The organism is Streptomyces sp. NPDC025651, assembly GCF_055558735.1.
This window is the reverse complement of the sequence record NZ_JBVHLZ010000002.1, coordinates 624,470-648,381: the sequence shown is the minus strand read 5'-3', so window position 1 is coordinate 648,381 and position 23,912 is coordinate 624,470. Positions and strand designations below refer to the sequence as shown.

Sequence of the window (23,912 nt, the reverse complement as noted above, 5' to 3'; positions counted from 1 at the left end):
ACGCACCGGCGAGTTCCGAGACAGCGGCCGGTTCCGAGGACGCCGGTCCCGAGACGACCGCTTCCGTGACCACCGCTTCCGTGGCCACCGCTTCCGTGGCCACCGGCGCCGAGGCCTCCTGGCTCGACGCGTTGACGGCGGCGGACATCCGCAAGGTGGCCGTCGTCGGCGGCTCCGGCCGGCTGGGCTCCCTGCTCACCCGCCTCCTGGCCGAGCGCGGTGTCGAGGTCCTGGTCCTCGACTCCCGCCCGTGCGAGCCGGTCGCCAACGCCACCTTCGTCCACTGCGACATCTCCAGCCCGGCGACGGTCGTCCCTTCGGCGTTCGAGGGGGCCGACGCGCTGGTGCACCTGGCGGCCCTGCACGGCGCCCACCTGGTGTCCGGATTCCCGCGGAACGAGTTCTGGAAGATCAACGTGCGGGGCACGGAGAGCGTCCTGTTCGCCGCGCTCGAAGCCGGCGTACGCAGAGCGGTGGTGGCCAGTTCGACCTCGATCTACGGCTCGGGTTCGGCCGAGGGGCAGCCGGCGTACGTGCTGGACGAGGACTCGCCCCTGCGCCCCGAGGACGTCTACGACATGTCGAAGATCGCGAGCGAGGAGCTGCTGCGCCAGTACGCCGCCCAGGGCGCCGTGGGCACCGCCCTGCGCTTCGGCCGGTTCTTCTTCCCGTCCCATGTGGACTACCACCTGCGGAAGTTGTCGACCGGCCTGGACGCCCTGGACGCCTGCCAGGCCATCGTGCGTGCCCTCGCGCGCACGCCGCGGGACCCGTTCTCCGCCTACTGCGTCGCGTCGGATCTGCCCCTGGACAGGGCCAGGCGCGAGCGGCTCGGCACCGAGCTGCTGCCCGTGCTCAAGGAAGCCGTCCCCGACCTGGTCGAGGCGGCGGAGCACCGCGGCATCCGACTCCCGGACCGCGTCGGCAAGTCCGTGGACACCTCCAAGGCCCGCGAGGAGCTCGGATACCGGCCCGAGCGCGCCCTGGACTGGACCGCACGCATGTGGCTCGCGGACTTCTCCTCGGAGCGCCGCCCGCGGTTCCCGGGACAGCGCTGGCGCACTCCCTCGGCCTGAGGACCGGCCGGCAGTACCCACTCGTAGACAGGAAGGTTGGTCAGAGCCGGGATGCTCACCAGTCAGTTGTTCGAGCTATGGAACATCGACCACGACCGGGTGGTCGAGGCGGTCCACGGGGAGATCGGCCCGTGCGACATCTACCTCGGCGGATCGCTCGCCGGGGACCTGGGAAACGAGGCGTCGGACGTCGACCTGTTCTGTTTCACGCCCGAAGCACGCCCCGCGGACCAGCCGTCCGTCACCGTCGTGTGCGGCGACGCCCTGCTGGACGTCAACGTGGTCCCGGGCACCGCCGAGCCGCGCGACCGGGAGAACCTGCTGTCGCTGCTCCTGGCGCCGGCGGAGGTGGAGGAGCCGGGCCTGCCCCTGCTGTCGCAGCGCCGCTTCATGGAGCTGCACGCGCTGTGGCGCGACCGTGCCCTGTCCGCGTCGGGGACGGGCGAGGCGTTCCGGCAGCGCTACGCCGCCGACCTCCTGCACATCTACATGGCGGTCCGGTCGGCCCTGGCGTGCGCCGCGCTCACGGACGACCTGCTCGCCGTGCCCTCAGCCGATCCGACCGAGGCCCTGTACACGGCCCGGCTGTCCGCCGAGTACGCCATCGACGCGGCCCTCGCCACCGAGTGCCAACTGGTCGTCAACCCCAAGTCCCGCCAGATGCTGCTGACCCGCGCGCGCATGGAGAACCCCCTGCTGCCCGGCGAGGACATCACCCAGGCCGGCCTGTTCCCCGACTACGACGCGGGGGCCGACGCGGTCCGCAGCTGCCTGGAGGCCACCCGGCTCTTCCTGCGCCACGCCACGCGGGACCGGCTCGTCGCCCGCTTCGACCTCGTGACGCGGTCGATGCGGCGGCTCGACGACAGCCTCGACGCCTGGAGCGGCCGCCCCCACTACGCCCACACCTCGAAAGGATGAACGACGCCATGACGCTGGCACTGCACGGAGGCACCCCCGTCCTCGACGAGCCCCACGTCTTCTCCTGGCCCCGGCTCACCCCCGAGCACGACGCGGCGGTCCGCGCCCTCATGGAGAGGACCGAGCTCAGCTACTACGGGCGCGAGGGCGAGGCCGAGGTCCTGGAGGGGATGTGGAGCAAGCGCCTCGACGGTCACCACACCCTCGCCGTGACGTCGGGCACCGCCGCGCTGCACTCCGCGTACTACGCGCTCGGCGCGGAGCCCGGCACCGAGGTGATCTGCCCCACCAACACGTTCCTGGCCACGGTGATGCCCCTGGTGCAGACCGGTGCGACGCCCGTGCTCGCGGACGCCGAGGACGACACGGGCAACATCGACCCCGAGTCGATCCGCGCCGCCATCACCAGCCGCACCGTCGGCATCAGCGTGACCCATCTGTGGGGCCACCCGTGCGACATGGACGCGATCATGGAGATCGCGCGGGAGCACGGCCTCTGGGTGGTCGAGGACTGCTCCCACGCCCACGGCGCCCGGCACCGCGGCCGCGAGGTCGGCTCCATCGGCGACGCCGCCGCCTTCAGCTTCCAGAGCGCCAAGCTCGTCTTCGCCGGACAGGGCGGCCTGATGGCGGCGCGCGACCGCGAGGTCTTCGAACGCGCCGTGCTGCTCGGGCACTTCCGGGTGCGCGCCTCCCAGGACTGCACGACCGACCTGGCGCGCTACGCCAGCACGGGCTTCGGCCTGAACTACCGGATCCACCCCCTGTCCGCGGCCCTCGCCCGGGTCAGCACCGAGCAGATGGAGCCCCTGGTGGCGCAGCGCCAGGCCCGGCTCTCCCGGCTGACCGAGCGGCTGGACCGGATCCCCGGCCTGCGCACGCCGGTGACCCGCGAGGGCTGCGACCGGGGTGCCTTCTACGGGTACAAGCTGCGCCTGTCCGGCGACTGGCTCGACGTACCCACCAAGACCCTGGTCGCGGCGCTCCAGGCGGAGGGCCTCGATGTCCACAAGCCCGGCTCGGCCCCCCTGCACACGACGGCGTTCTTCACGGACGAGGACGTTCCGGTCTTCCGCTCCGGGCAGCTCGGGCGCCGTCGCTACGGCCCGGGGGACTTCCCCACCGCCGAACGCGTCTGGGCCGAGTCCCTCAGCCTGCCCACGCTCACGTTCGAGGACGAGGCCCCGCTCGTCGAGGCGTACGCCGACGCCTTCGAGAAGGTCCACGCCGCGCTCCCCGCACTGAAGGCAGGTTCATGAACATCCCCGAACGGCCCGGCCTGACGGTGCTCGGCACCACGGCCGGCAGCGGCAAGAGCCTGTTCGTGCGGTCCTTCGCGGTCATCAGACGCGCCGCCGCGCTGCCGGTCTCCGTCTACAAGCCCGTGGCGCTGGCGCTCAACCCCGTGTCCGAGGACCCGGCGGTCGACCTGTCCGTGCATCTGATGGCGCTCGCGGTCGGTGCCCGCGGCGCGGTCGAGTCCGGCGTCGTGGGCCACACGGCGGTCCTCGACGGCGAACGCGTGCTGATCCGGCGGGCCGTCGGGCCCGGCACGGCCGCCGTCTCGCGCCGGCTGTCCGAGGACGCGCTCGACTTCACCGCGGTCGGCGAGGAGGAGTGGCGGCACCTGCTGGAGGCCACCCGCGCCGACCTCGACAGGGCGGCCGGTACCTACCTCCTGGCCGAGGGCGCGGGCGCCGCGACGGACGCGGTCGACCGCGACCTGTCCAACATGCTCCTGGCCGACATGGCGGAGCGCCCGGTGGTCCTGGTGGCCGGGGCCAGGAAGGGCGGCTGGCAGTCCTCCCTCGTGGGCACCGCGCGCCTCGTCCCGGACACCGTGTGCTCGCGCGTACGCGGGTTCATCGTCAACGGCGTGGAACACCCCGACACCGCGTGGGCCGGAGCACGCCGTGTCGAGGCCGAGACGGGGTGGCCCTGTCTCGGTGTCGTCCCCGTCATCCCGCTGTACGCCGACCTTCCGCCGCGCGGCTCCCACACCCCGGTGCTGGAGTCGTGGGAGGCCGAGAACGAGGCCGTGGCGGCCTTCATCGCCGGGCACCTCGACGAGGAGTTCGTCCGAGGCCTCTCCCTGGTGTCCGCCCATGCGTGACGTCCTGCTGGTCACCTGGGGGTCCGCGCGCCAGGCCGAGGCCGTGGCCGCCGCCTACCGCAGCCTCGGCCACGCCCATCTGCATGTGGACGACCAGGAGTTGGCCGACGCGCCGGAGTCCGTCGGCGCGGCGGTGCGCGGGGCGGTGCGCGAGGCGCGGGCCACGCACTGGGTCAATGTCGGGCGTGCGTCCAGGCCCGGTTCGATCCGGCGCATCGCGAGCGCCTGGGACGAGTGGGGGGCCGCCGTGCCCGTCGACGTGGCCGCGTTCGGTCCCTCGGCGTCGGCCGCCGAGGTGTTCGACGACAAGTGGCTCACCCACCGGTTCCTGGGCGACCACGCGCTGCCCGCCGTGCCGAGCAGGCTCACGGACCTGGCCGGACTGGCCGCGGACGCCGTCCCCCGGCCGACGGTGGCCAAGCTGCTCGACCGCACGGGGGGCGTCGGGGTCGTCGCCGGAGCGTCCGCCGCGGACTGCGCGCGGCCGCTGTCCGAGGTGGCGGACCCGGACACACCCATCCTCGTGAGCGACTTCGTCGACGGGCCCGAGGTCTCCGTCAAGGTGCTCGCGGGGCCCCGCGTCCTGCCGGTCGCGGTGATCGTCAAGGAGCGGACCCGCATGCCCGTGGTGCACGGGGACTGGAAGGCGAAGGTCGCCGTGCCGCTCTCCGTCACCTCACCCCTCTTCCACCTCGCCGAACAGGTCGTCAAGGCGTCGGGCACCCGCGGATTCCTCAGCGTGGAGGGCGTGTTGGCCGAGCGCACCGGACAGTTCCTGGTCACGGAGGTCGCCGCGCGCCGTACCGGCAGCTTCGCCATCGCCGACGCCGTCTCCACCTGCGGTCCCGCGGCACAGGCCGTGCCCCGTCTGCTGGGGGCGCCGGGCGCGGAGGCCGTGCCGCCGCGGGCCGCGTCCTGCGACGCGGCGTTGACGCTGGCCGTCGAGGACGGCCCCCGGGCGGGGCAGCTCGTGGACGAGTTCGCGCGCCGCGGAGTCCTCCTCGGAGTCGATCGCGAGAACCTGGCCGACCTCCCCGGCAGCCTCGACCGGCGGCGCAGGGCCCGTGTCCACGTGGGCGGCCGGCAGGGCACCGCGTCGGATCCGCGTCATGTCGTCGAGGACGTGCTGTCCGGCCCCTCGGCGCGGAGCCACGAGGAGCTGTACTCCGTGGCCACCTCCCTCAACCAGGCGTCACAGGAGCACCGATGACCGATTCGCCGTCTCCGCGCCCAGCCGCCGTCTGGTGGCTGTGCTCGGGCAACATCTGCCGCTCTCCGCTGGTGGCCCATCTGGCACGGGAACGGTTCGCGGAGGTCGGTCTCTCGCGGGTGCTGGACTCCCGGTCCGCCGGCGTCGCCTCGTGGTGCGGCGGAAAGCCCGTCCACCGCGACATGGTCGCGGCCGCGGGGAAGCACGGCGTCGAGCTGCCCCGTACGCTCTCGCAGCGCTGGGACGAGCAGCGGATGGGACGCCTGGATCTCGTGGTGCCCCTGGACTCCGCCGTGTCGCGGGAGGCCGGCTCGCGGCTGTCCGCCGACGTGCCCGTGCTTCCGGTCTCCCACCTGGGCCTTCCGTTCACCGAACTGCCCGATCCCTATGGAAACGGCCCCGCGGCCTTTTCCGCGACCATCGCGCAGGCGCACGAACTCGTCGCCGCCTTCCTGCAGTTGGTCGATTCGCCCGACAACCGCCGAGGGCTTCCGCTCACCGCAGAGGTGACCGGGTTCCTCCGGCATGTCGATGCCGCCCGTACGGCGTGAAAGGAGACACGAGGAATGGCTCGCACCACTGAGGTGCTTCTTGTCGGCGGCTCAGGGCACTGGGCGGGGAGGGAGAACCACGCGCCGGCGCTGCTGGGCATGAAGCGGTCCGGCAGGCCGGTCCGGGTGGCGGCCATCTGCGACCCGAGGAACCCGGAGAAGCGCGCGCAGGACGAGGACATGGCCCCGCTGCGGGAGCTGCTGAGCGCGGACGATCCGGACTGGCTCAACCCCGAAGGGCTCGACGACCGAGGGCTGACGAGCCTGCTGGACCAGGCGCACGCGGCGCACCGGTTCTCCCTGGTCATCATCGCCTGCAGCCCGGTCCACCACCGTGCGTACATCCTCTGGGCGATCTCCCGCGGCATCACCGTCCTGTGCGACAAGCCCCTGCTGGTCACCGAGCACGCCGCGTACGACCCGGCCGCCGCCCGGACGATCATCGAGGGCTACGAGGAGATCCGGCGCGCCCTGGACCGGGCGCGCGCGTCCGGGCGGCCCTGCCACGTGGCGCTGCCGCTGCGCCGGCGCGCCAACGACATCTACCGGTCGATCGCCGCGGACATCGGCGAGATGCAGCGCACGTACGGGCAGGGCATCACATCGATGCAGATGGTCAAGAACGGCGGCCTGTTCCGGTTCCCGGAGGAGTACCTGCTGGGGGACGCGCACGGCTACCGCAGCGGCATCGGAGCGCTCTCGTTCTCCAGCTACCACTACATCGACCTGCTCGCCTGGTACCTGGAACTCGCTCCCGGAGAGGCGGCCGCGCTGCGGATCACCAATCCGTACCTGCGCAGGGTCGGGGACTTCCTCGGCACGCGGCAGGCCACCACGCTCGCCGAACTGATAGGCGACGGCGACGCGGTCCACGTACCCGAGTTCCCGCGTGAAGTGCTCGCGGCCGAGAGCGACTTCGTCTTCCAGATGGAACTGCTCACCGCGAGCGGGCGGAAGGCGGGCCTGGTCACCTACTCCTGCCAGTCGCACACCTACTCCCACCGGACGGTCGGCCTCCAGGACTTCGACCTCGACGGCCGGCAGCCCTTCCGGGAGAAGGGCAGGATGTCCCAGTTCTCCCTGGACATCAACCAGGGCAGCCTGCAGCACATCGGGGTCTTCAAGAACGACGTGGTCGGCGACGACTACCGCATACGGGTGCAGCGGCGCCGCAACCCCGTCGTGAGCCCCGAGCCCCACACGGACGAGGTCTTCGACAACGCGCACGCGGGAAGTTCCGTGACGCCCCAGGACGTCCTCCAGGCGATGGTGCTCCTGGCCGGCGGCGACGCGGTGCCGGAACAAGTCGCGGACCGCATCGCGTTCTTCGAGGACCAGTGGCTCAGCCACCGCCTGTTCGGCACGTTCTACGAACTCGTCGCGGCCTCGGCCGACGGCTCGCCCGACAGGGTCGAACACGTGGTTGAGCTGACTCCGTGACGGAAGCGGCCGCGGCCGCCGTCGCGAGGCGGCCGCGCGGGGTCGTCGCGGCCCTCCTCCTGGTGATGTTCCTGTCCGCCATGGACAGTTCGGTGACGGCCACGACCGCGCCCCAGGTCGTGGCCGACCTCGGCGACGGATCCCTCTTCAGCTGGCTCTTCACGGCGTACGTCCTGGCCGCGACCGTGTCGGTGCCCGTCTACGGACAACTGGCGGACCTCCACGGGCGCAGGCCCGTGCTCATCTGGGGCACGGCCCTGTTCCTGGTGGGTTCGCTACTCTGCGCGACGAGTTGGAGCATGGCGAGCCTCATCGTCTTCCGGTTCGTCCAGGGGGCCGGGGCCGGCGCGATCCAGGCCACGGTGCAGACGGTGGTCGGCGACTTCTACGGGCCGGGCGAGCGCGGCCGCATCCAGGCCCTGCTCGCGTCGGTCTGGAGCCTGGCGGCGCTGGCGGGCCCGGCCTTCGGGGGCGGATTCGCCCACTACGGCCACTGGCGGTTCATCTTCCTGCTCAACCTCCCCTTCGGCGTGGCGGCGGTGTGGCTGCTCCACCGCCGGTTCCCCGGGGAGAGCCCCGCGCGGGGAACCGGTGCCGCCGTCGACTGGCGCGGGGCGCTGTGCCTGCTGCTGTCCTGCGCGACCTTGATGACCCTGTTCGCCCAGGCGGGCTCGGCGTGGGGCTGGGCGTCACCGCAAAGCGCCGTGCTGGGCGCGGTGTTCCTGCTCCTGGTGGCGGTCACGGTGCGCACCGAGCGGCGCGCGGACCACCCCGTCGTGCCGCGATGGGTCTGGCGCAGACGGGAGTTGGCGCTACCGAGCCTGGTCATGGGCCTGCTGGGCGCGGTCATGGTCGTCCCCCTGCTCTTCCTGCCCGTCTTCGCCCAGGAGGTCCTCGGGCTCGACCCGATCGGCGCGAGCCTCGTCCTGGCGGGGATGACGTTCTGCTGGCCGACCGTGGCCGCGTTCAGCGGCAGGCTGTACCTGCGCGTCGGATTCCGCAGCGCCGCGTGGGCGGGGAGCGCGGTGGTGGCGGCCTCGCTCACGGCGACCGTGCTGCTCATCGGGTCCGGGGCGCCCGGCTGGGCGTACGCGCTGACGTCCGCGGGGCTCGGCTCCGGTTTCGGCCTGCTCCAGCCCGCCCTGCTGGTCGGCGTGCAGGCCTCGGTCACCTGGGAGGGCCGGGGAGCGGCGACCGCCAACCTCTTCTTCTGCCGGGAGATCGGACAGAGCACGGGGTCGGCCATGTTCGCCGCCCTGTTCGACGCGGCGGGGAACAACGGCATCGAGGCCGTGGGGAACTGCGGCGCCGGCTGCGTCGCACGCTTCTCGGCCGGCTTCGAGCACGTGCTTGTGGTGGCCTCCTGCCTCGCGGCCGTCATGCTGCTGCTCATCACGGCGCTGCCCCGGAAGCCGGGACGGGGCGGCCTCTGACGGCGGCCGGCGCACGGCGGTACCGTCGAGGCCTGGCGCGAGGCCCGGCGGGCGGGCGACGGGGGGGCGAGGGACATGGCGGAGTCCGGCAAGACGGAGTTCGGCAGGGCGGAGTTCGGCAGGGCGGAGTTCGGTAGGGCGGAGTCCGGTAGGGCGGAACTTGGCACAGCGGGGCTCGGTAAGGCCGAGTCCGGTAGGGCGGAGTCCGGTAAGGCCGAGTCCGGTAAGGCGGAGCTCGGCAAGGCGGTTCCCGGGCAGCGGGGGCCTGCCGTGCGGCTGCCGGGTGTGCGGCTGCCGGAGGTGGCGGGGTTCGCCGCCTGGCCAGCGCAGGGCTCGCCCAAGGGGGCGGGCAAGGCGCTGCGCAAGCGGGTGGCGCGGGCCGAGCACGCGCGGTTCCCGGTGGACGGCGACCGGCCCGATCCCGTGGCCGTCGTCACGGAGACCAACCGCACCCGGCTCCCCGAGCTCGCGCCGATCCGGGTCGGCAGGATGGCCGCATCCCCCTTCGCGTTCCTGCGGGGCTCCGCGGGCCTGATGGGGTACGACCTCGCGCGCACCCCGGTGACCGGCATCGGCGCGCAGATCTGCGGGGACGCCCACGCGGCGAACTTCGGTCTCTACGCGGACGCGCGGGGCGGCCTCGTCATCGACCTGAACGACTTCGACGAGACGGTGCACGGCCCCTGGGAGTGGGACCTCAAGCGCCTCGCCGCGTCCCTGGTGCTCGCGGGGCGCGAGGCGGGGGCGAGCGAGGACGTCTGCGAGGAGGCGGCGCTGGACGCCGTCGGGGCCTACCGCCGCACGATGCGGCTGCTCGCGAAGCTTCCCGTCGTCGACGCGTGGAACGCCATCGCGGACGAGGAGCTGGTCTCGCACACGGACGCGCGCGACCTGCTCGGCACCCTGGAGCGGGTCTCCGAGAAGGCACGGCACAACACGAGCGCCCGGTTCGCGGCGAAGTCCACGGAGCGCGTCGAGGGCCGCGACGGTTCTGTCGGGCGGCGCTTCGTCGACGCCCCGCCCGTGCTGCGGCGCGTGCCGGACGCGGAGGCGGCGTCGGTGGCCGCCGCGCTCGGAGAGTACCTGGGCACGCTGCCCGAGGACAGGCTGCCGCTGCTCGCGCGGTACGCCATCCAGGACGTGGCGTTCCGCGTGGTCGGCACGGGCAGCGTGGGCCTGCGGTCGTACGTGGTGCTGCTGCTCGACCACCGGGGCGAGCCGCTCGTGCTCCAGGTCAAGGAGACGCGGCCCTCCGCGCTCCTCCCGCATCTGCCCGCGGCCGGCTTCGAGGCGCCGACGGCGGCGCACGAGGGGCACCGGGTGGTGCTCGGCCAGAAGCGGATGCAGGTCGTCAGCGACTTCCTGCTGGGGTGGACGACGGTCGACGGACTGCCTTTCCAGGTACGTCAGTTCAGGAACCGCAAGGGCAGCGTGGACCCGGCGGCGCTGGCCGCCGACCAGATCGACGACTACGGCCGCATGACCGGCGCCCTGCTGGCCCGCGCCCACGCGCACAGCGCCGACCCGCGGCTCATCGCGGGGTACTGCGGCAAGAACGACGAGCTGGACGAGGCGGTGGCGCGCTTCGCGACGGCGTACGCGAACCGTACGGAGGCGGATCACGCGCTGCTGGTGCGTGCGGTCAAGGAGGGGCGGGTGGCGGCGGAGGCCGGGGTGTGAGGGGGGCTTCGGGGGATGGCCCCGGGGGTGCCTTCGGAGGGTGGCCTAGGCTGGGCGGGTGACGACCCCGGAAGCCGAGCCGACGCAGCCCGAGACCCCTCAGAGCGCTGAGGGCGCCGAGAGCGCTGGGAGCGCCGAGGGCTCCGCGCAGGGGCCGCAGGGCGGGACGCCGCCCCCGGAGCGGCCGGAGGACCGGCTCGAGCGGGCCGTGCGCGCCGCCGAGCAGGCGTTGATCGAGTACGAGATCGCGCTGGAGACCTTCCGGGTCGAGGTGGAGAACTTCTCCCGCCTGCACCACCAGAAGCTCGGCCCGATGTACGCCCGGCTCGACGAGCTGGACGCCCGGATCGCCGAGGCCGTCGCGGCCCGCACCGGCGACCCCGAGGACCGGCGCAAGGCGGACGAGGCACGGGCGCGGGTGATGCCGATGCCGGGCGTCGAGGAACTGTTCCACGGCTGGATGGACGGCGACGGGCTCCACCCCGAGGCCGCCGCGATGCTGACCGATCAGTCGGTGCGGCCGCCGCAGCGGGTGCGCCCCGGCGAGGAGGCCCGCAAGCTCTACCGCGAGCTGGTCCGCAAGGCGCATCCGGACCTGGCGCAGGAGGAGAGCGAGCGGCAGCGGCGCGAGGAGTTCATCACGCGCGTCAACGCGGCGTACGCGCGAGGCGACGAGGCGCTGCTGCGGGAGCTGTCCGAGGAGTGGGCCGCGGGACCCGTGCCCGAGGCGCGGCGGCTCACGCGCAGCGAGGAGCTGTACGCCAGGCTCGAATGGCTCGCCCAGCGCAAGGAGCTCCTCTCGGTCCTCGCCAAGGAGCTGGAGGAGAGCGCGATCGGCGGGATGCTGCGGCTTGCGCCCGACGATCCGGACACGCTGCTCGACGAGATCGCCGAGCAGCTCCTCGCCCAGGTCGCCGAGCGCGAGGCGGAGCTGGAGCGGCTGACCGCGTAGGACCGGCCGCCGAGCCCGGCCGCCGCCGAGTGCGGCGGCACCCGTCCGGTAGCGTCGAGGCATGGATTTTGGTTCTCAGGTGCCCACGGTCGGCGTGGACGAGCTCGCGGGTGACGACTTTCTGCTGGACGTCCGCGAGGACGACGAGTGGCAGGCGGGGCACGCCGCGGGCGCCCTGCACATTCCGATGAGCGAATTCGTCGCGCGGTACGGCGAGTTGACCGAGGCGGCGCCGCAGGACGGCAGGGTCAACGTGATCTGCCGGTCCGGCGGGCGCTCCGCCCAGGTCACCATGTACCTCGGGCAGCAGGGCATCGACGCGGTGAACGTCGCCGGTGGCATGGAGGCCTGGGCGGCGGCCGGGCGGCCCGTCGTCGACGACAAGGGACAGCCGGGCGCCGTGGTCTGAGCCACCCGGGCGGTCGGGCTCGGCTCAGCCGGGTGACTGGGCTGGGGTCAGCCGGGTGGTTGGGCTGAGGTCAGCCGAGCAGTTGGGCCTGGGTCAGCCGAGCGGTCGGGCTGAGGTCAGCCGAGCGGTCGGGCTCGGGTCAGCCGAGCGCGTGGGCGGCCAGGAGGTCGCCCAGGGCTTCCTCGTGCGCCGCGGCGGGGCCCAGGGAGAGCTCCAGCTGCTTGGCCCAGGCGTGGTAGCGGTGCAGGGGGTAGTCGGTGTCGGCGCCGAAGCCGCCGTGCAGGTGCTGGGCCGTCTGCACGACCCTTCGTACACCCTCGGAGGCCCAGATCTTGGCGACGGCCACGTCCCCCGTCGTGGGTAGGGCGCCGTCCGCGCCGGTGCTGACACGCCAGGCGGCCTGCCAGAGGGTGGCCTCCATCGCGCGCAGGTCGATGTAGCGGTCGGCGGCCTGCACGGCCACGGCCTGGAACGTGGCCACGGGGTGGCCGAACTGCTCCCGCTTGCCGGTGTATTCGCTCGTCATGCCGAGCACGGCCTCGCCGAGGCCGAGGGCGAGCGCGCAGGTCCCGGTGGCGAGCAGGTCGCGCAGCCGGTCCCAGGCGCCGTCGGCATCGATGACGTCGGACGCGGCGACGCGCACGGCCGCCAGGCGGAGTCGGCCGAGCCGCTCGCCGGTGGTGGAGATCTGCTCGGCGACGGTGACGCCCTCATGGACGCGGGGGACGAGCGCGAGGACGGCGCGGCCCTCGGCGGTGTGGGCGGGGACGACGACGAGGTCGGCGTCGAACGCCCAGGGCACGCCCGTCTGGAGCCCGTCCAGGACCCAGCTGTCGCCGTCGCGCTGAGCGGTGACGGCGAGCTCGGCGGGGTCGTGTCCGGTACGGCCGTTCGCCGCGACGGTGAGGACGAGCTCTCCGCGGGCGGCCGCGGGCAGGATCCGCCGCTTCAACTCACCGCCGCCATGGGCCTGTACGGCCGCCGCGGCGGCGCTGCTCTCCAGGAGCGGGACGCGCGCGAGCACCTTCGCGGACTCGCGCAGGACCAGGCACAGGGCGATGGCGTCCAGGCCCACGCCGCCGTGCTCGGAGTCGATGAGCACACCGAGCAGGTCGGAGTCGGCGAGCCGGGACCACAGGGGGCGGTCGAAGTCGTCGGCGACGGCTCCTGGGGTGAGGGCGGGGCTCGGCACCCCGTCCGGAGCGACACCGGCGAAGAGTGCCTTCGCCGCCTCGACCACGGCCTGCTGTTCCTCGGTGAAGGTGAAGTCCACTGCCTGTCCTCCCGCTTCAGATCTGACGGTCCGTCAAGATAGAACAGGTTCTACGGGAAGGGAACAGGCAGAGGGCCGGGGGCGCGGGCACGGGGAGCCACATCCGTAGGAAGCCACACCTGCGGGGCCGGGCGTGCTCAGCGGTCGAAGTCCAACTCCACGGTGTCCGTGGCCGGATGGGACTGGCACGCCAGCACATAGCCGGCCTCCGTCTCCTCCGGCTCCAGCGCGAAGTTCCGGTCCATCCGCACCTCGCCCGAGACCCGGAAGGCGCGACAGGTGCCGCAGACCCCGCCCTTGCAGGCATAGGGCGCGTCGGCGCGGTTGCGCAGCACCGTCTCCAGGAGCGTCTCGCCGTCGCGGACGGGCCAGGTGCCCGAACGGCCGTCGAGCGTCACCGTCACCGTGCTGTGCTCGGGGGCGGGGGAGGCGGGCGCGGCGGGGACACCGGCGTCGACGTGGAAGATCTCCTCGTGGATGCGGCGACGGTCCACGCCGAGGCCGCGCAGCGTCCGCTCGGCACCCTGCACCAGGCCGAACGGGCCGCACAGGAACCAGCCCTCGATCTCGCCCACGGGCAGCAGCGCGGGCAGGAGCCGGGCGAGCCGCTCGTCGTCGAGCCGTCCGGAGTCGAGGCCCGCCTGCTGCTCCTCGCGGGAGAGCACCGTGACCAGCTGGAACCGGTCGGGCCAGCGGTCCTTGAGGTCGGCGACCTCCTCCAGGAACATCGTCGACGCGGTGGTGCGGTCGCTGCGGATCAGACAGAAGTCCGCCCGCGGTTCGCGCTCCAGGAGCGTCGTGACGATGGAGAGCACCGGAGTGATGCCGCTGCCGCCGACGATCGCCGCATAGCGACCGGGCGCCGGGTCCAGGGTGAAGCGTCCCGCGGGCGTCATCACCTCCAGCTCGTCGCCGACGGCGACTTCCTTGAAGGCGTACGTCGAGAAGGCGCCGTCCTCGACCAGGCGAACGCCGACCCGCAGGCTCCGGGGCTCTCCCTGGGCGTCGGGGTGCGGTGCCGGGGAGCAGATCGAGTACGTACGCCGGATCTCGGTGCCGTCTGTGCCGTCTGTGCCGTCTGTGCCGTCGGTTCCGTCGGTGAAGCGGCGCAGGGCGAGGTGCTGGCCGGGGACGAAGCGGAACTCCTCGCGCAGCGCGGGCGGCACGTCGAACGTCAGCGTCACGGAGTCGTCGGTGAGCCGGTCGACCGCCGCTACCCGGAGCGGGTGGAAGCGGGCCATCACAACTCCTTGAAGTGGTCGAAGGGTTCACGGCAGGAGGCGCAGCGGCGCAGCGCCTTGCAGGCCGTGGACGAGAAGCGGCTGAGCAGTTCGGTGTCGGTCGAGCCGCAGTGCGGACAGCGGATCGACAGGCTCAGGGGGACGGGGCCGTCCGCCGGGCGGGAGCGCGGGGGCGCGATGCCGAACTCGGCCAGTTTGCGGCGGCCTTCGGCGCTGATGTCGTCCGTCGACCAGGCGGGGGAGAGGACCGTGCGCACCGAGACCTCGGCCATGCCGCGGTCGTGCAGCACCTGCTCGATGTCGGCGGTCATGGCCTCTATCGCGGGGCAGCCGGTGTACGTGGGGGTCAGGTCGACGTCGACCTTGCCGGGGCCGAGGACCCGGACGCCGCGGACCACGCCGAGCTCGGCCAGGGTCAGCACGGGCAGCTCGGGGTCGGGCACCGAGCCCGCGAGGGCCAGGAGCTCCGCCTCCAGCGCGGTGGGCGCGGTCGTCACCATGACGCCCCCGGGTGGCTGCGGTGCAGATGCTGCATCTCGGCGAGCATCCGCCCGAACGGTTCGGTGTGCAGGCCCTGGCGTCCGGCGCCCGCCGCCCACGCGCCGGTCTGCGGGCCCTCGGGCACGGTCAGCGTGGCGCGCTCGACGACCGCCGTCACCGAGGCGGTCCAACTCTCCCGCAGCGCCTGCCCGTCGACGTCCAGGCCCGCCACCGGCTGGAACATCTCGCCGGTGTACCGCCACAGGGCGTCGAGGCCGCGCTGCATGCGCGCGTGGCTCTCGTCCGTGCCGTCGCCGAGCCGCAGGGTCCACTGCTCGGCGTGGTCCTGGTGGTAGGCGACCTCCTTGACGGCCTTCGCCGCCAGGGGGGCGAAGGGGCTGTCGCCCGCGGCCAACTGGCCGTACAGCAAGGTCTGGTACGTGGAGAAGTAGAGCTGGCGGGCGATGGTGTGCGCGAAGTCGCCGTTCGGCTGCTCGACCAGCTGGAGGTTGCGGAAGGCGCGCTCCTCGCGCAGATACGCCAACTCGTCCTCGTCACCGGCCAGGGAGAGCAGGACGCGGGCCTGGCCGAGGAGGTCGAGGGCGATGTTCGCGAGGGCGACCTCCTCTTCGAGGACGGGGGCGTGCCCGGCCCACTCCCCCAGGCGGTGCGAGAGCACCAGCGCGTCGTCCCCGAGGGCCAGGGCGGGCAGGGCCGGGACTTCGGCGCCGGTCGCGACGGCATCGGTGGAGGTGACGTCGGTGGAGGCGGTCACAGGTGCTTCACCCCCTCCGGGATCTCGTAGAACGTCGGGTGGCGGTAGGGCTTGTCGCCGGCCGGTTCGAAGAAGGAGTCCTTCTCGTCCGGGGACGAGGCGGTGATCTCGGTGGACGGCACCACCCAGATGGAGACGCCCTCGCTCCTGCGGGTGTACAGATCGCGGGCGTTGCGCAGGGCCATCTCCGCGTCGGGGGCGTGCAGGCTGCCCGCGTGGGTGTGGGAGAGCCCGCGGCGGGAGCGGACGAACACCTCCCACAGCGGCCAGTCGGTCGAGCTGCTCATGCTGTCGCCTCTCCGTGCTTCTCGCCGTGCTTCGTCGCGTACGCGGCCGCGGCCTCCCTGACCCACGCGCCCTCCTCGTGGGCGCGCCTGCGCTGGGTGATGCGCTGGTCGTTGCAGGGGCCGTTGCCCTTGAGGACGTCCCAGAACTCGGTCCAGTCGATGGGGCCGAAGTCGTAGTGCCCCCGGTCCTCGTTCCACACCAGGTCCGGGTCGGGGAGCGTCAGGCCGAGCGACTCGGCCTGGGGGACGCAGATGTCCACGAAGCGCTGGCGCAGCTCGTCGTTCGAGTGGCGCTTGATCTTCCACGTCATCGACTGCTCGGAGTGCGAGGACTCGTCGTCGGGCGGGCCGAACATCATCAGCGAGGGCCACCACCAGCGGTTCACCGCGTCCTGCGCCATGTCGTGCTGGGCCTGGGTGCCGCGGCTGAGGGCGAGCAACGACTCGTACCCCTGGCGCTGGTGGAAGGACTCCTCCTTGCAGACGCGGACCATGGCGCGGGCGTAAGGACCGTACGAACAGCGGCACAGGGGGACCTGGTTGGTGATCGCCGCGCCGTCCACGAGCCAGCCGATCGCGCCGACGTCGGCCCAGGTCAGCGTGGGGTAGTTGAAGATCGACGAGTACTTCTGGCGGCCCGCGTGCAGCTTGTCGAGCAGCTCGTCACGGCTGGTGCCGAGGGTTTCGGCGGCGCTGTAGAGATACAGGCCGTGACCGGCCTCGTCCTGCACCTTCGCCATGAGGATCGCCTTGCGCCGCAGGGAGGGGGCGCGCGTGATCCAGTTGGCCTCCGGCTGCATGCCGATGATCTCGGAGTGCGCGTGCTGCGCGATCTGGCGGACCAGGGACGCGCGATAGGCGTCCGGCATCCAGTCGCGTGGCTCGATGCGCTCGTCGGCGGCGACCGCCGCGTCGAAGGCGGTCTGGTGCTCCGCCGTGGACGCGGCCTCGTCCGGCTCCGTCCCCGCCGCCTGGTGTGCGGCTGCTGTCGCCATCTCGGTCCCCCTCGACCTTGAGCGAACCTACCGACCGATCGTTCGGTTCGTTGAATTCAATGGTGCGGCGCGTCGCCATAAGGTGTCAACCCTGTGGATAACTTCACGGACGCTGTGCGGGGCGGGCAGGCCTGAGTACCGTTCCGGCGGCAGGGTTCGGTGCGGGAACGGGGAACGGGGCGCGATGGACGGGTACGACAAGGGGTCCGGCGGCGGGCCCGCCGGACCCCACGGCCCAGGACCCACGGCCGATCCGGCACCGCTCGGCGAGGGCCGGAGCCCCGAGCCGGCGGCTCGCGTCGGCATCGCCGGGCTCAGGCTCGGTCATCAGATCGCCGCGGCGTGCGCCCTGGCGATCATCGCCGTGGTCGCCGTCGTCCACACGGGCATGCTCTTCCTCCACGTCGCGCCCTCGAACACCCTGACCAAGCAGCACGGCGACGTGGTCGACGAGTGGATTTACCCCGAGTTCGAGCAGAACTGGAAGCTCTTCGCCCCCAATCCGCTCCAGCAGAACGTCGCGGTGCAGGCCCGCGCGGAGCTCCGTACGGCCGACGGAGGCGTACGGACCACGGACTGGTACGACCTCTCCGCGCAGGACGGCGCCGGGATCGACGGCAGTCTGCTGCCCAGCCACACGCAGCAGAACGAGCTGCGCAGGGCCTGGGACTTCTACGTGGGCGCGCACGACACGCAGAATCGTCCCGTCGGTCTGCGGGGCCAGCTCTCCGAGCGCTACGTCCGCCGCATCGCGTACATGCGCCTGGAACGGGAGGCGCCGGGCGGCAAGGGCGACGAGATCGCACGGGTGCAGCTGCGCGCGAAGACCACGAACGTGCGGCCTCCGAAGTGGAGCGACGAGAAGGTGTCCGCCAAACCCGTGTACCGCCTCCTCCCCTGGTGGACGGTGACTCCGGAGGACCTGCCGCTCTCGGACGCGAAGGGGAGTGACCGGTGAGTCGGTTCGCACGTCCGCTGGGACAAGGGCTCGCCAAGGCCACCGGATACGCCCTCGGCCCGTACCAGACCGCGGTGATCCGCATCGGCTTCGCGGCGACCTGGCTGTTCTTCCTGCTGCGCGAGTTCCCCCACCGCCATGAGATGTACGGGCCCGACGGTCCCTGGAACTGGGACATGGCGCAGCAGCTCGTCGCGAGCAACGGCGCCTTCACCGCGCTGATGTGGTCGGACGGGCAGCTCTGGTTCGAGGTCGTCTACGCGCTGGCGATGCTGAGCAGCGCCCTGCTGCTGCTCGGCTGGCACACGCGCGCGATGTCCGTGCTCTTCATGATCGGCGTGCTGTCGCTGCAGAACCGCAGCATCTTCATCGGGGACGGCGGCGACAACGTCATCCACCTCATGGCGACGTATCTGGTCTTCACGCGGTGCGGCCAGGTCTGGTCGCTGGACGCGCGGCGTGCGGCACGCGTGCGCGTGGAGGGCGCCGACGAGGCGGAGGACGTCGACGCCGACAGGGTGCCGGACGTCGACAGGGTGGGGCCCGTCCTGTGGTGGGTGCTCGGTCTCGGCCTGTCCCTCGTGACGTTCTTCGGGCAGCTCAGCGGCGGCTGGCTGCTGTTCTTCTGGGGGCTGTGGCTGGCGCACGGCCTGTGGTGGGCGACGGGGCGGCGCGGGCCGGGCAGCGAGCTGCGCAAGCTCCTCGACGTGGTGGCCAACATCGCCCACAACGCGGGGCTACTCGTGATCATGGTCGAGGCCTGCCTGATCTACGCGACGGCCGGCTGGTACAAGATCCAGGGCAGCCGCTGGCAGGACGGCACGGCTGTCTACTACCCGCTGAACCTCGACTACTTCTCCCCGTGGCCCGCCCTCTCCGAACTGCTCTCGTCGCACGGCCTCATGGTGATGCTGGTGACGTACGGGACGGTCGCCGTGCAGGTGGCCTTCCCCTTCACGCTCTTCAACCGCCGGGTCAAGAACGTCCTGCTGGCGGCCATGATGTTCGAGCACGCCGTCATCGCGGTCGTCCTGGGCCTGCCGTTCTTCTCGCTCGCGATGATCGCGGCCGACGCCGTGTTCCTGCCGACGTCGTTCCTGCGGCGCCTGGGCGGATGGGTGGCACGCGCGCGTGGAGCGGCGGTTTCCCGCATTCCGCTCCCCCGCGCCGGCCGCGCCGACCGTGCCGAGGACGGGGACGCCATGCCGGAGCAGCGCGCACGGGGCGAGGAGCCGGGCACGGAGCCCACCGAGCACGCGCGCGTAGGCTTCACTCCATGAACGGCACGGACGTCACGGACGGCACGGGCGGGGCGGCCGCGACGGACCCCGAGGACGCCGTACGCGCCTGGCGCGGGCTCGCCGACGGCTCCGTGCTGCTCGACGGCTTCCACGCGATCAAGCACGCGCTGCGCTTCGGGGCACGGGTGCCCCTCGCGCTGACCGGCGACAGGGCCGCCGTCCTCGCCCTGGCGGACGACCTCGCGCCGGACGTGAGGGAGGCGCTCGACGGGCTTCTGGTGCAGGTCCAGGACGAGCGGCTGCGCGCTCTCGTGCCCCGGCTGCACCCCACGGCGGTCGCCGCGCTCGCGGTGCGCCCCTCGCGTACGGCCCATCTGGCGGCGCTGGGGCGGCTGCCGAGGACCGCGCCGGTCGTCGTGCTCGACGACCCGCGCAACCTCGGCAACGCGGGCGCGGTGATCCGGCTCGCCGCGGGGTTCGGGGCGACCGGGGTCGTCACGACCGGCACGCTCGATCCCTGGCACCCCACCGTCGTGCGCGGCGGGGCAGGGCTGCACTTCGCGACCGCCGTGGAGCGGATGGAGGTCGCGGAGCTGCCGCCGGGCCCGGTGTTCGCGCTCGACGCCGAGGGCGAGGACATCCGGGGGCTGACGCTCCCGGACGACGCCGTGCTCGCCTTCGGGTCCGAGCGCAGCGGCCTTTCGGCCGAACTGCGGGACCGCGCCGACCACTTGGTGTCCCTGCCGATGCGCCCCCAGGTCTCCAGCTACAACCTGGCGACGAGCGTCGGCATGGCGCTCTTCCACTGGTCGGCGGGCAGGCCCCCGGGGCCGGAGGCCTGAACCCGCCGCGGACTCCGGGGCGTCAGGCGTCCCTGCGGATCTCCACCACGCGGAAGCGGTTGGCCACGAACGCGCCGTCGCACAGCGCGGCGTTCGCCGCGGGGTTGCCGCCCGAGCCGTGGAAGTCCGAGAACGCCGCCGTCTGGTTCACATAGACGCCGCCCGTGAGGTTCAGGGAGAGCTGGGCGCACTCTTCGAGGCAGGTCTCCTCCACGGCGGCGGAGAGCTCGTCCGACGTGGTGTACGCCCCGACGGTCATCGCTCCCTTGTCGCGCACCGTGCGGCGCAGCAGCTCCACCGCGTCCGCCGCCGAGTCGACGGCGACCGCGAAGGAGACCGGGCCGAAGCACTCGCTGAGGTAGGCCGCCTCGGCGTCCGGCTTCGCGCCGTCCAGCTTGACGATCACCGGGGTGCGGACCACGGCGTCGGGGAACTCGGGGTTGGCGATCTCCCGTGAGGCGAGGGCGACTTCGCCGAGCCCGGCGGCCGCCTCCAGGCGGGCCTTCACGTCCGGGTTGACCAGTGCGCCGAGGATGCCGTTCGCCCGGGCGTCGTCGCCGAGCAGGCCGTTCACGGAGGCCGCGAGGTCGGACACCACGTCGTCGTACGACTTGGCGCCCGCGTCCGTGGTGATGCCGTCGCGCGGGATCAGGAGGTTCTGCGGGGTGGTGCACATCTGGCCGCTGTAGAGGGACAGGGAGAAGGCGAGGTTGGCCAGCATTCCCTTGTAGTTGTCCGTCGACTCCACGAGGACCGTGTTGACGCCGGCCTTCTCGGTGTAGACCTGCGCCTGGCGGGCGTTGGCCTCCAGCCAGTCGCCGAAGGACGACGACCCCGTGTAGTCGATGATCCTGATCTCGGGGCGGACCGCGAGGGTCTTGGCGATGCCCTCACCGGGCCTCTCGGCCGCCAGGCACACGAGGTTCGGGTCGAAGCCCGCCTCGGCGAGGACCTCGCGGGCGACGCGGACCGTGAGCGCGAGGGGCAGCACCGCGCGCGGGTGGGGCTTGACCAGGACGGGGTTGCCGGTGGCGAGCGAGGCGAACAGGCCGGGGTAGCCGTTCCACGTCGGGAAGGTGTTGCAGCCGATCAGGAGGGAGATGCCGCGCGCGACGGGCGTGAACCGCTTGTTCATCGCGAGGGGGTCGCGCTTGCCCTGGGGCTTGGTCCACTCGGCGGCGTCGGGGGTGCGGGACTGCTCGACGTACGCGTACGCGACCGCTTCCAGGCCGCGGTCCTGGGCGTGCGGGCCGCCCGCCTGGAAGGCCATCATGAAGGCCTGGCCGCTGGTGTGCATGACGGCGTGCGCGAACTCGTGCGTGCGGGCGCTGATCCGCGACAGGATCTCCAGACAGACCATCGCGCGCGCTTCCGCGCCCGCGTCGCGCCAGGCGCGCATGCCCGCGCGCATGGCGGGCAGCAGGGCGTCGATGTCCGGGTGGGGGTAGGTGATCCCCAACTCCGGGCCGTACGGAGAGACTTCCCCGCCCACCCAGTCGTCCGTGCCGGGCTGGGCGAGGTCGAAGCGGGTGCCCTGGAGGGCGTCGAACGCGGCCTTGCCCTCGGGCAGGCTCAGACTGCCGTCCTCGCCGTACGCCTTGGGGTGTTCGGGGTGGGGGGACCAGTACGCGCGCGTGCGGATGGTCTCCAGCGCCTGGTCGAGGGTGGACCGGTGCTTGGCGATGAGGTCGTGCGCGGTGAGTTCGGCGGCCATGACGGACCAACTCCTCGTCGGTCAGCTCTTCGTCGAGCTGGCGAACTGGGCAGGGACGGTGGGCAGGGACGTGCGGACAGAGCTAGAGTAACCGAACGATCGGTCGGGACAAGAGGGTCCGCCAAACCTGTGGACAACTTCTCCACGGCCACCCCCGGAACCCCCGGCCGAAGGCCGTGCGGGAGGATCGCGAGCATGACAGCACTCGAGCTCACCAGCGCCGTTGCCGTGGTCGGTACCGGAACCATGGGACAGGGCATCGCACAGGTCGCCCTGGTCGCGGGCCACCCCGTGCGGCTGTACGACGCCGCGCCCGACCGCGCGAAGGCGGCGGCCGACGCGATCGGCGCCCGGCTGGACCGGCTCGTCGAGAAGGGCAGGCTCACGGCCGAGGACCGCGCCGCGGCCGGCGCCAGGCTCACGGCCGCCGCGAGCCTCGCGGAGCTCGCCGGCTGCGGTCTCGTCGTCGAGGCGATCCTGGAACAACTGGACGTCAAACAGAGGCTGTTCCAGGACCTCGAAGACGTCGTCTCCGAGGACTGTCTGCTGGCGACCAACACCTCGTCCCTGTCCGTGACCGCCATCGCGGGCGCCCTGCGCGAGCCGGGCCGCTTCGTCGGCCTGCACTTCTTCAACCCCGCGCCGCTGCTCCCCCTCGTCGAGGTCGTCAGTGGCTTCGCGACGGACGAGTCGGCCGCCACGCGCGCGTACGAGACCGCGAAGGCCTGGGGCAAGACCCCGGTGCGCTGCGCGGACACCCCCGGCTTCGTCGTCAACCGCGTCGCCAGGCCCTTCTACGCCGAGGCCCTGCGCCTGTACGAGGAGCGGGTCGCCGACCCCGCCACCATCGACGCCGTCCTGCGCGAGTGCGGCGGCTTCAAGATGGGCCCCTTCGAGCTCACCGACCTCATCGGCCAGGACGTCAACGAAGCCGTCACGCGCTCCGTGTGGGACTCCTTCTTCCAGGACCCCAAGTTCACGCCCTCGCTCGCCCAGCGCCGCCTCGTCGAGTCGCGCCGCCTCGGCCGCAAGTCAGGACAGGGCTGGTACGCGTACGGGGACGACGCCCCGCGCGCGGAGCCGCACACCGCGGATCCCGCGAAGGCACCGGAGTCCGTCCTCGTCGACGGCGACCTCTTCCCGGCGGGCACGCTCGTCGACCTCATCGGTGAGGCGGGCATCCGGGTCGAGCACGGCACGGGAGTCCCGAGCTCCCCGGGACACATCGAGCTCCCGAGCGGCACACGGCTCGCCCCGGCCGACGGCTCGGCCGCCGACGCCGCGGCGGAGCCCACGATCCACTTCGACCTCGCGCTGGACTACCGGGCCGCGACCCGGATCGCCCTCGCGCCGTCGAGCAGGGTGGGCGAGCAGGGCCTGAAGGAGGCGATCGGCCTCTTCCAGGCGCTCGGCAAGAAGGTCAGCGTCATCCGGCACACCCCGGGAATGATCGTGGCCCGCACGGTGTGGATGCTCGTCGATTTCGCCCTCGACGCGGTGGGGCGCGAGGTGGCGGATGCCGAGGACGTCGACACCGCCATGCGGCTCGGCGTCAACTACCCGCTCGGACCGGTCGAATGGGGCCGCCGCCTCACCGCGTACCGCGTGGCCCAGGCGCTGGACCTGCTGAACGACGAGTACCCCACAGGGCGATACGCGCCCTCCCAGGCCCTGCGGCGCCAGGCCGTGCGAGAGGAGTACTCATGACCACCGCCCGGCGGGACACGTACACCCCGGAGACACTGCTCGGCGTCGCCGTCGGAGTCTTCAACGAACGGGGCTACGACGGCACGTCCATGGAGCACCTCTCCAAGGCGGCCGGCATCTCCAAGTCCTCGATCTACCACCACGTGACGGGCAAGGAGGAGCTGCTGCGCCGCGCGGTGAGCCGGGCGCTCGACGGCCTCTTCGGGATCCTCGCCGAGGAGCACGCGCGCGTGGGCAGTGCGGTGGAGCGCCTGGAGTACGTCACGCGCCGCACGGTGGAGGTCCTGGTCGCCGAACTGCCCTATGTGACGCTGCTGCTGCGGGTGCGCGGCAACACGGACACCGAGCGCTGGGCCATGGAGCGGCGCAGGGAGTTCGACCAGCAGGTGGCCGAGCTGTTCAAGGAGGCCGTCGCGGACGGCGATCTGCGCTCCGACGTCGAGCTGCGCCTGGCCACCAGGCTGCTCTTCGGAATGATCAATTCCATCGTCGAGTGGTACCGGCCGGAGAGCCGCGGCGCCGCAAACGGCGCACAAATCGCGGACGCGGTCGTGCAGTTGGCCTTCGCGGGGCTGCGCGCCGAGCGCTGAACCGGCCCGCGGAACGGCGCGTGG

General features: G+C 72.5%; 23 protein-coding genes. 16 read left to right on the top strand and 7 right to left on the bottom strand.

Annotation, left to right across the window (positions count from 1 at the left end):
• The first annotated feature begins 65 nt into the window (after positions 1 to 65).
• From ACZ4D5_RS10940 to ACZ4D5_RS10890, 11 genes are all read left to right on the top strand, one after another.
• A complete protein-coding gene (locus tag ACZ4D5_RS10940; protein WP_467772034.1) occupies positions 66 to 1,076 on the top strand; it encodes an NAD-dependent epimerase/dehydratase family protein in 1,011 nt (336 codons plus the stop codon).
• Between the two features lie 51 nt (positions 1,077 to 1,127).
• A complete protein-coding gene (locus tag ACZ4D5_RS10935) occupies positions 1,128 to 1,997 on the top strand; it encodes a nucleotidyltransferase domain-containing protein (RefSeq protein WP_467772033.1) in 870 nt (289 codons plus the stop codon).
• Between the two features lie 8 nt (positions 1,998 to 2,005).
• On the top strand, positions 2,006 to 3,256 hold the full coding sequence (locus ACZ4D5_RS10930) for a DegT/DnrJ/EryC1/StrS family aminotransferase (protein WP_467772032.1): 1,251 nt from the start codon (positions 2,006 to 2,008) through the stop codon (positions 3,254 to 3,256).
• The gene (locus ACZ4D5_RS10925; RefSeq protein ID WP_467772031.1) at positions 3,253 to 4,110 is read left to right on the top strand and encodes an AAA family ATPase; all 858 of its coding nucleotides are present in this window, start codon (positions 3,253 to 3,255) and stop codon (positions 4,108 to 4,110) included. Before ACZ4D5_RS10930 ends, ACZ4D5_RS10925 begins: the two co-directional genes overlap by 4 nt.
• Complete coding sequence (locus tag ACZ4D5_RS10920; protein WP_467772030.1) at positions 4,103 to 5,320, top strand: ATP-grasp domain-containing protein; 1,218 nt, start codon at positions 4,103 to 4,105, stop codon at positions 5,318 to 5,320. Before ACZ4D5_RS10925 ends, ACZ4D5_RS10920 begins: the two co-directional genes overlap by 8 nt.
• Positions 5,317 to 5,871, top strand: a complete 555-nt coding sequence (locus ACZ4D5_RS10915) for an arsenate-mycothiol transferase ArsC (protein ID WP_467772029.1) — start codon at positions 5,317 to 5,319, stop codon at positions 5,869 to 5,871. Before ACZ4D5_RS10920 ends, ACZ4D5_RS10915 begins: the two co-directional genes overlap by 4 nt.
• A 15-nt stretch (positions 5,872 to 5,886) precedes the next feature.
• Complete coding sequence (locus tag ACZ4D5_RS10910; RefSeq protein WP_467772028.1) at positions 5,887 to 7,311, top strand: Gfo/Idh/MocA family oxidoreductase; 1,425 nt, start codon at positions 5,887 to 5,889, stop codon at positions 7,309 to 7,311.
• On the top strand, positions 7,308 to 8,744 hold the full coding sequence (locus tag ACZ4D5_RS10905; protein ID WP_467772027.1) for an MFS transporter: 1,437 nt from the start codon (positions 7,308 to 7,310) through the stop codon (positions 8,742 to 8,744). The genes ACZ4D5_RS10910 and ACZ4D5_RS10905 overlap by 4 nt, the downstream gene beginning before the upstream one ends.
• Before the next feature lie 75 nt (positions 8,745 to 8,819).
• Positions 8,820 to 10,424, top strand: coding sequence for a DUF2252 domain-containing protein (locus tag ACZ4D5_RS10900; RefSeq protein ID WP_467772026.1), 1,605 nt, complete (start codon positions 8,820 to 8,822; stop codon positions 10,422 to 10,424).
• 58 nt (positions 10,425 to 10,482) lie between these two features.
• Entirely contained in the window at positions 10,483 to 11,376 is an 894-nt protein-coding gene (locus ACZ4D5_RS10895) for a hypothetical protein (RefSeq protein ID WP_467772025.1), read from the top strand.
• A gap of 61 nt (positions 11,377 to 11,437) precedes the next feature.
• Complete coding sequence (locus ACZ4D5_RS10890) at positions 11,438 to 11,785, top strand: rhodanese-like domain-containing protein (protein WP_467772024.1); 348 nt, start codon at positions 11,438 to 11,440, stop codon at positions 11,783 to 11,785.
• A 139-nt stretch (positions 11,786 to 11,924) separates the two neighbouring features.
• On the opposite strand, the gene ACZ4D5_RS10885 is transcribed toward ACZ4D5_RS10890, so the two are convergent.
• The 6 genes from ACZ4D5_RS10885 to paaA all read right to left on the bottom strand — a co-directional run bounded on the left by ACZ4D5_RS10885 (position 11,925) and on the right by paaA (position 16,836).
• Positions 11,925 to 13,058, bottom strand: coding sequence for an acyl-CoA dehydrogenase family protein (locus tag ACZ4D5_RS10885; protein ID WP_467772023.1), 1,134 nt, complete (start codon positions 13,056 to 13,058; stop codon positions 11,925 to 11,927).
• Between the two features lie 137 nt (positions 13,059 to 13,195).
• Positions 13,196 to 14,299 carry a 2Fe-2S iron-sulfur cluster-binding protein gene (locus ACZ4D5_RS10880; protein ID WP_467772022.1) on the bottom strand — a complete coding sequence of 368 codons (1,104 nt, stop codon included), beginning with the start codon at positions 14,297 to 14,299 and terminating at the stop codon, positions 13,196 to 13,198.
• On the bottom strand, positions 14,299 to 14,799 hold the full coding sequence (paaD, locus tag ACZ4D5_RS10875) for a 1,2-phenylacetyl-CoA epoxidase subunit PaaD (RefSeq protein WP_467772021.1): 501 nt from the start codon (positions 14,797 to 14,799) through the stop codon (positions 14,299 to 14,301). Before paaD ends, ACZ4D5_RS10880 begins: the two co-directional genes overlap by 1 nt.
• Positions 14,793 to 15,491 (bottom strand): 1,2-phenylacetyl-CoA epoxidase subunit PaaC, encoded by a 699-nt coding sequence (gene paaC / locus ACZ4D5_RS10870; protein ID WP_467772264.1) that lies wholly within the window; start codon positions 15,489 to 15,491, stop codon positions 14,793 to 14,795. Before paaC ends, paaD begins: the two co-directional genes overlap by 7 nt.
• Positions 15,492 to 15,550: 59 nt before the next feature.
• Positions 15,551 to 15,841 carry a 1,2-phenylacetyl-CoA epoxidase subunit PaaB gene (paaB, locus tag ACZ4D5_RS10865; protein WP_030972485.1) on the bottom strand — a complete coding sequence of 97 codons (291 nt, stop codon included), beginning with the start codon at positions 15,839 to 15,841 and terminating at the stop codon, positions 15,551 to 15,553.
• Positions 15,838 to 16,836, bottom strand: coding sequence for a 1,2-phenylacetyl-CoA epoxidase subunit PaaA (paaA, locus tag ACZ4D5_RS10860; RefSeq protein ID WP_467772020.1), 999 nt, complete (start codon positions 16,834 to 16,836; stop codon positions 15,838 to 15,840). Before paaA ends, paaB begins: the two co-directional genes overlap by 4 nt.
• 184 nt (positions 16,837 to 17,020) lie before the next feature.
• Between paaA and ACZ4D5_RS10855 the strand changes: the two genes are divergently transcribed.
• The 3 genes from ACZ4D5_RS10855 to ACZ4D5_RS10845 are packed head-to-tail and all read left to right on the top strand — an operon-like array spanning position 17,021 to position 19,877.
• On the top strand, positions 17,021 to 17,794 hold the full coding sequence (locus tag ACZ4D5_RS10855; RefSeq protein ID WP_467772019.1) for a DUF5819 family protein: 774 nt from the start codon (positions 17,021 to 17,023) through the stop codon (positions 17,792 to 17,794).
• Positions 17,791 to 19,074: an HTTM domain-containing protein gene (locus tag ACZ4D5_RS10850; RefSeq protein WP_467772018.1), complete on the top strand. Its 1,284-nt coding sequence runs from the start codon at positions 17,791 to 17,793 to the stop codon at positions 19,072 to 19,074. Before ACZ4D5_RS10855 ends, ACZ4D5_RS10850 begins: the two co-directional genes overlap by 4 nt.
• Positions 19,071 to 19,877, top strand: a complete 807-nt coding sequence (locus ACZ4D5_RS10845) for a TrmH family RNA methyltransferase (RefSeq protein ID WP_467772017.1) — start codon at positions 19,071 to 19,073, stop codon at positions 19,875 to 19,877. The genes ACZ4D5_RS10850 and ACZ4D5_RS10845 overlap by 4 nt, the downstream gene beginning before the upstream one ends.
• A 22-nt stretch (positions 19,878 to 19,899) precedes the next feature.
• On the opposite strand, the gene paaN is transcribed toward ACZ4D5_RS10845, so the two are convergent.
• Positions 19,900 to 21,591, bottom strand: a complete 1,692-nt coding sequence (gene paaN, locus ACZ4D5_RS10840) for a phenylacetic acid degradation protein PaaN (protein ID WP_467772016.1) — start codon at positions 21,589 to 21,591, stop codon at positions 19,900 to 19,902.
• A 195-nt stretch (positions 21,592 to 21,786) separates the two neighbouring features.
• Between paaN and ACZ4D5_RS10835 the strand changes: the two genes are divergently transcribed.
• Both ACZ4D5_RS10835 and ACZ4D5_RS10830 read left to right on the top strand, forming a co-directional pair.
• Positions 21,787 to 23,298 carry a 3-hydroxyacyl-CoA dehydrogenase gene (locus ACZ4D5_RS10835; protein ID WP_467772015.1) on the top strand — a complete coding sequence of 504 codons (1,512 nt, stop codon included), beginning with the start codon at positions 21,787 to 21,789 and terminating at the stop codon, positions 23,296 to 23,298.
• On the top strand, positions 23,295 to 23,888 hold the full coding sequence (locus ACZ4D5_RS10830; RefSeq protein ID WP_467772014.1) for a TetR/AcrR family transcriptional regulator: 594 nt from the start codon (positions 23,295 to 23,297) through the stop codon (positions 23,886 to 23,888). The genes ACZ4D5_RS10835 and ACZ4D5_RS10830 overlap by 4 nt, the downstream gene beginning before the upstream one ends.
• Positions 23,889 to 23,912: the final 24 nt, after the last annotated feature.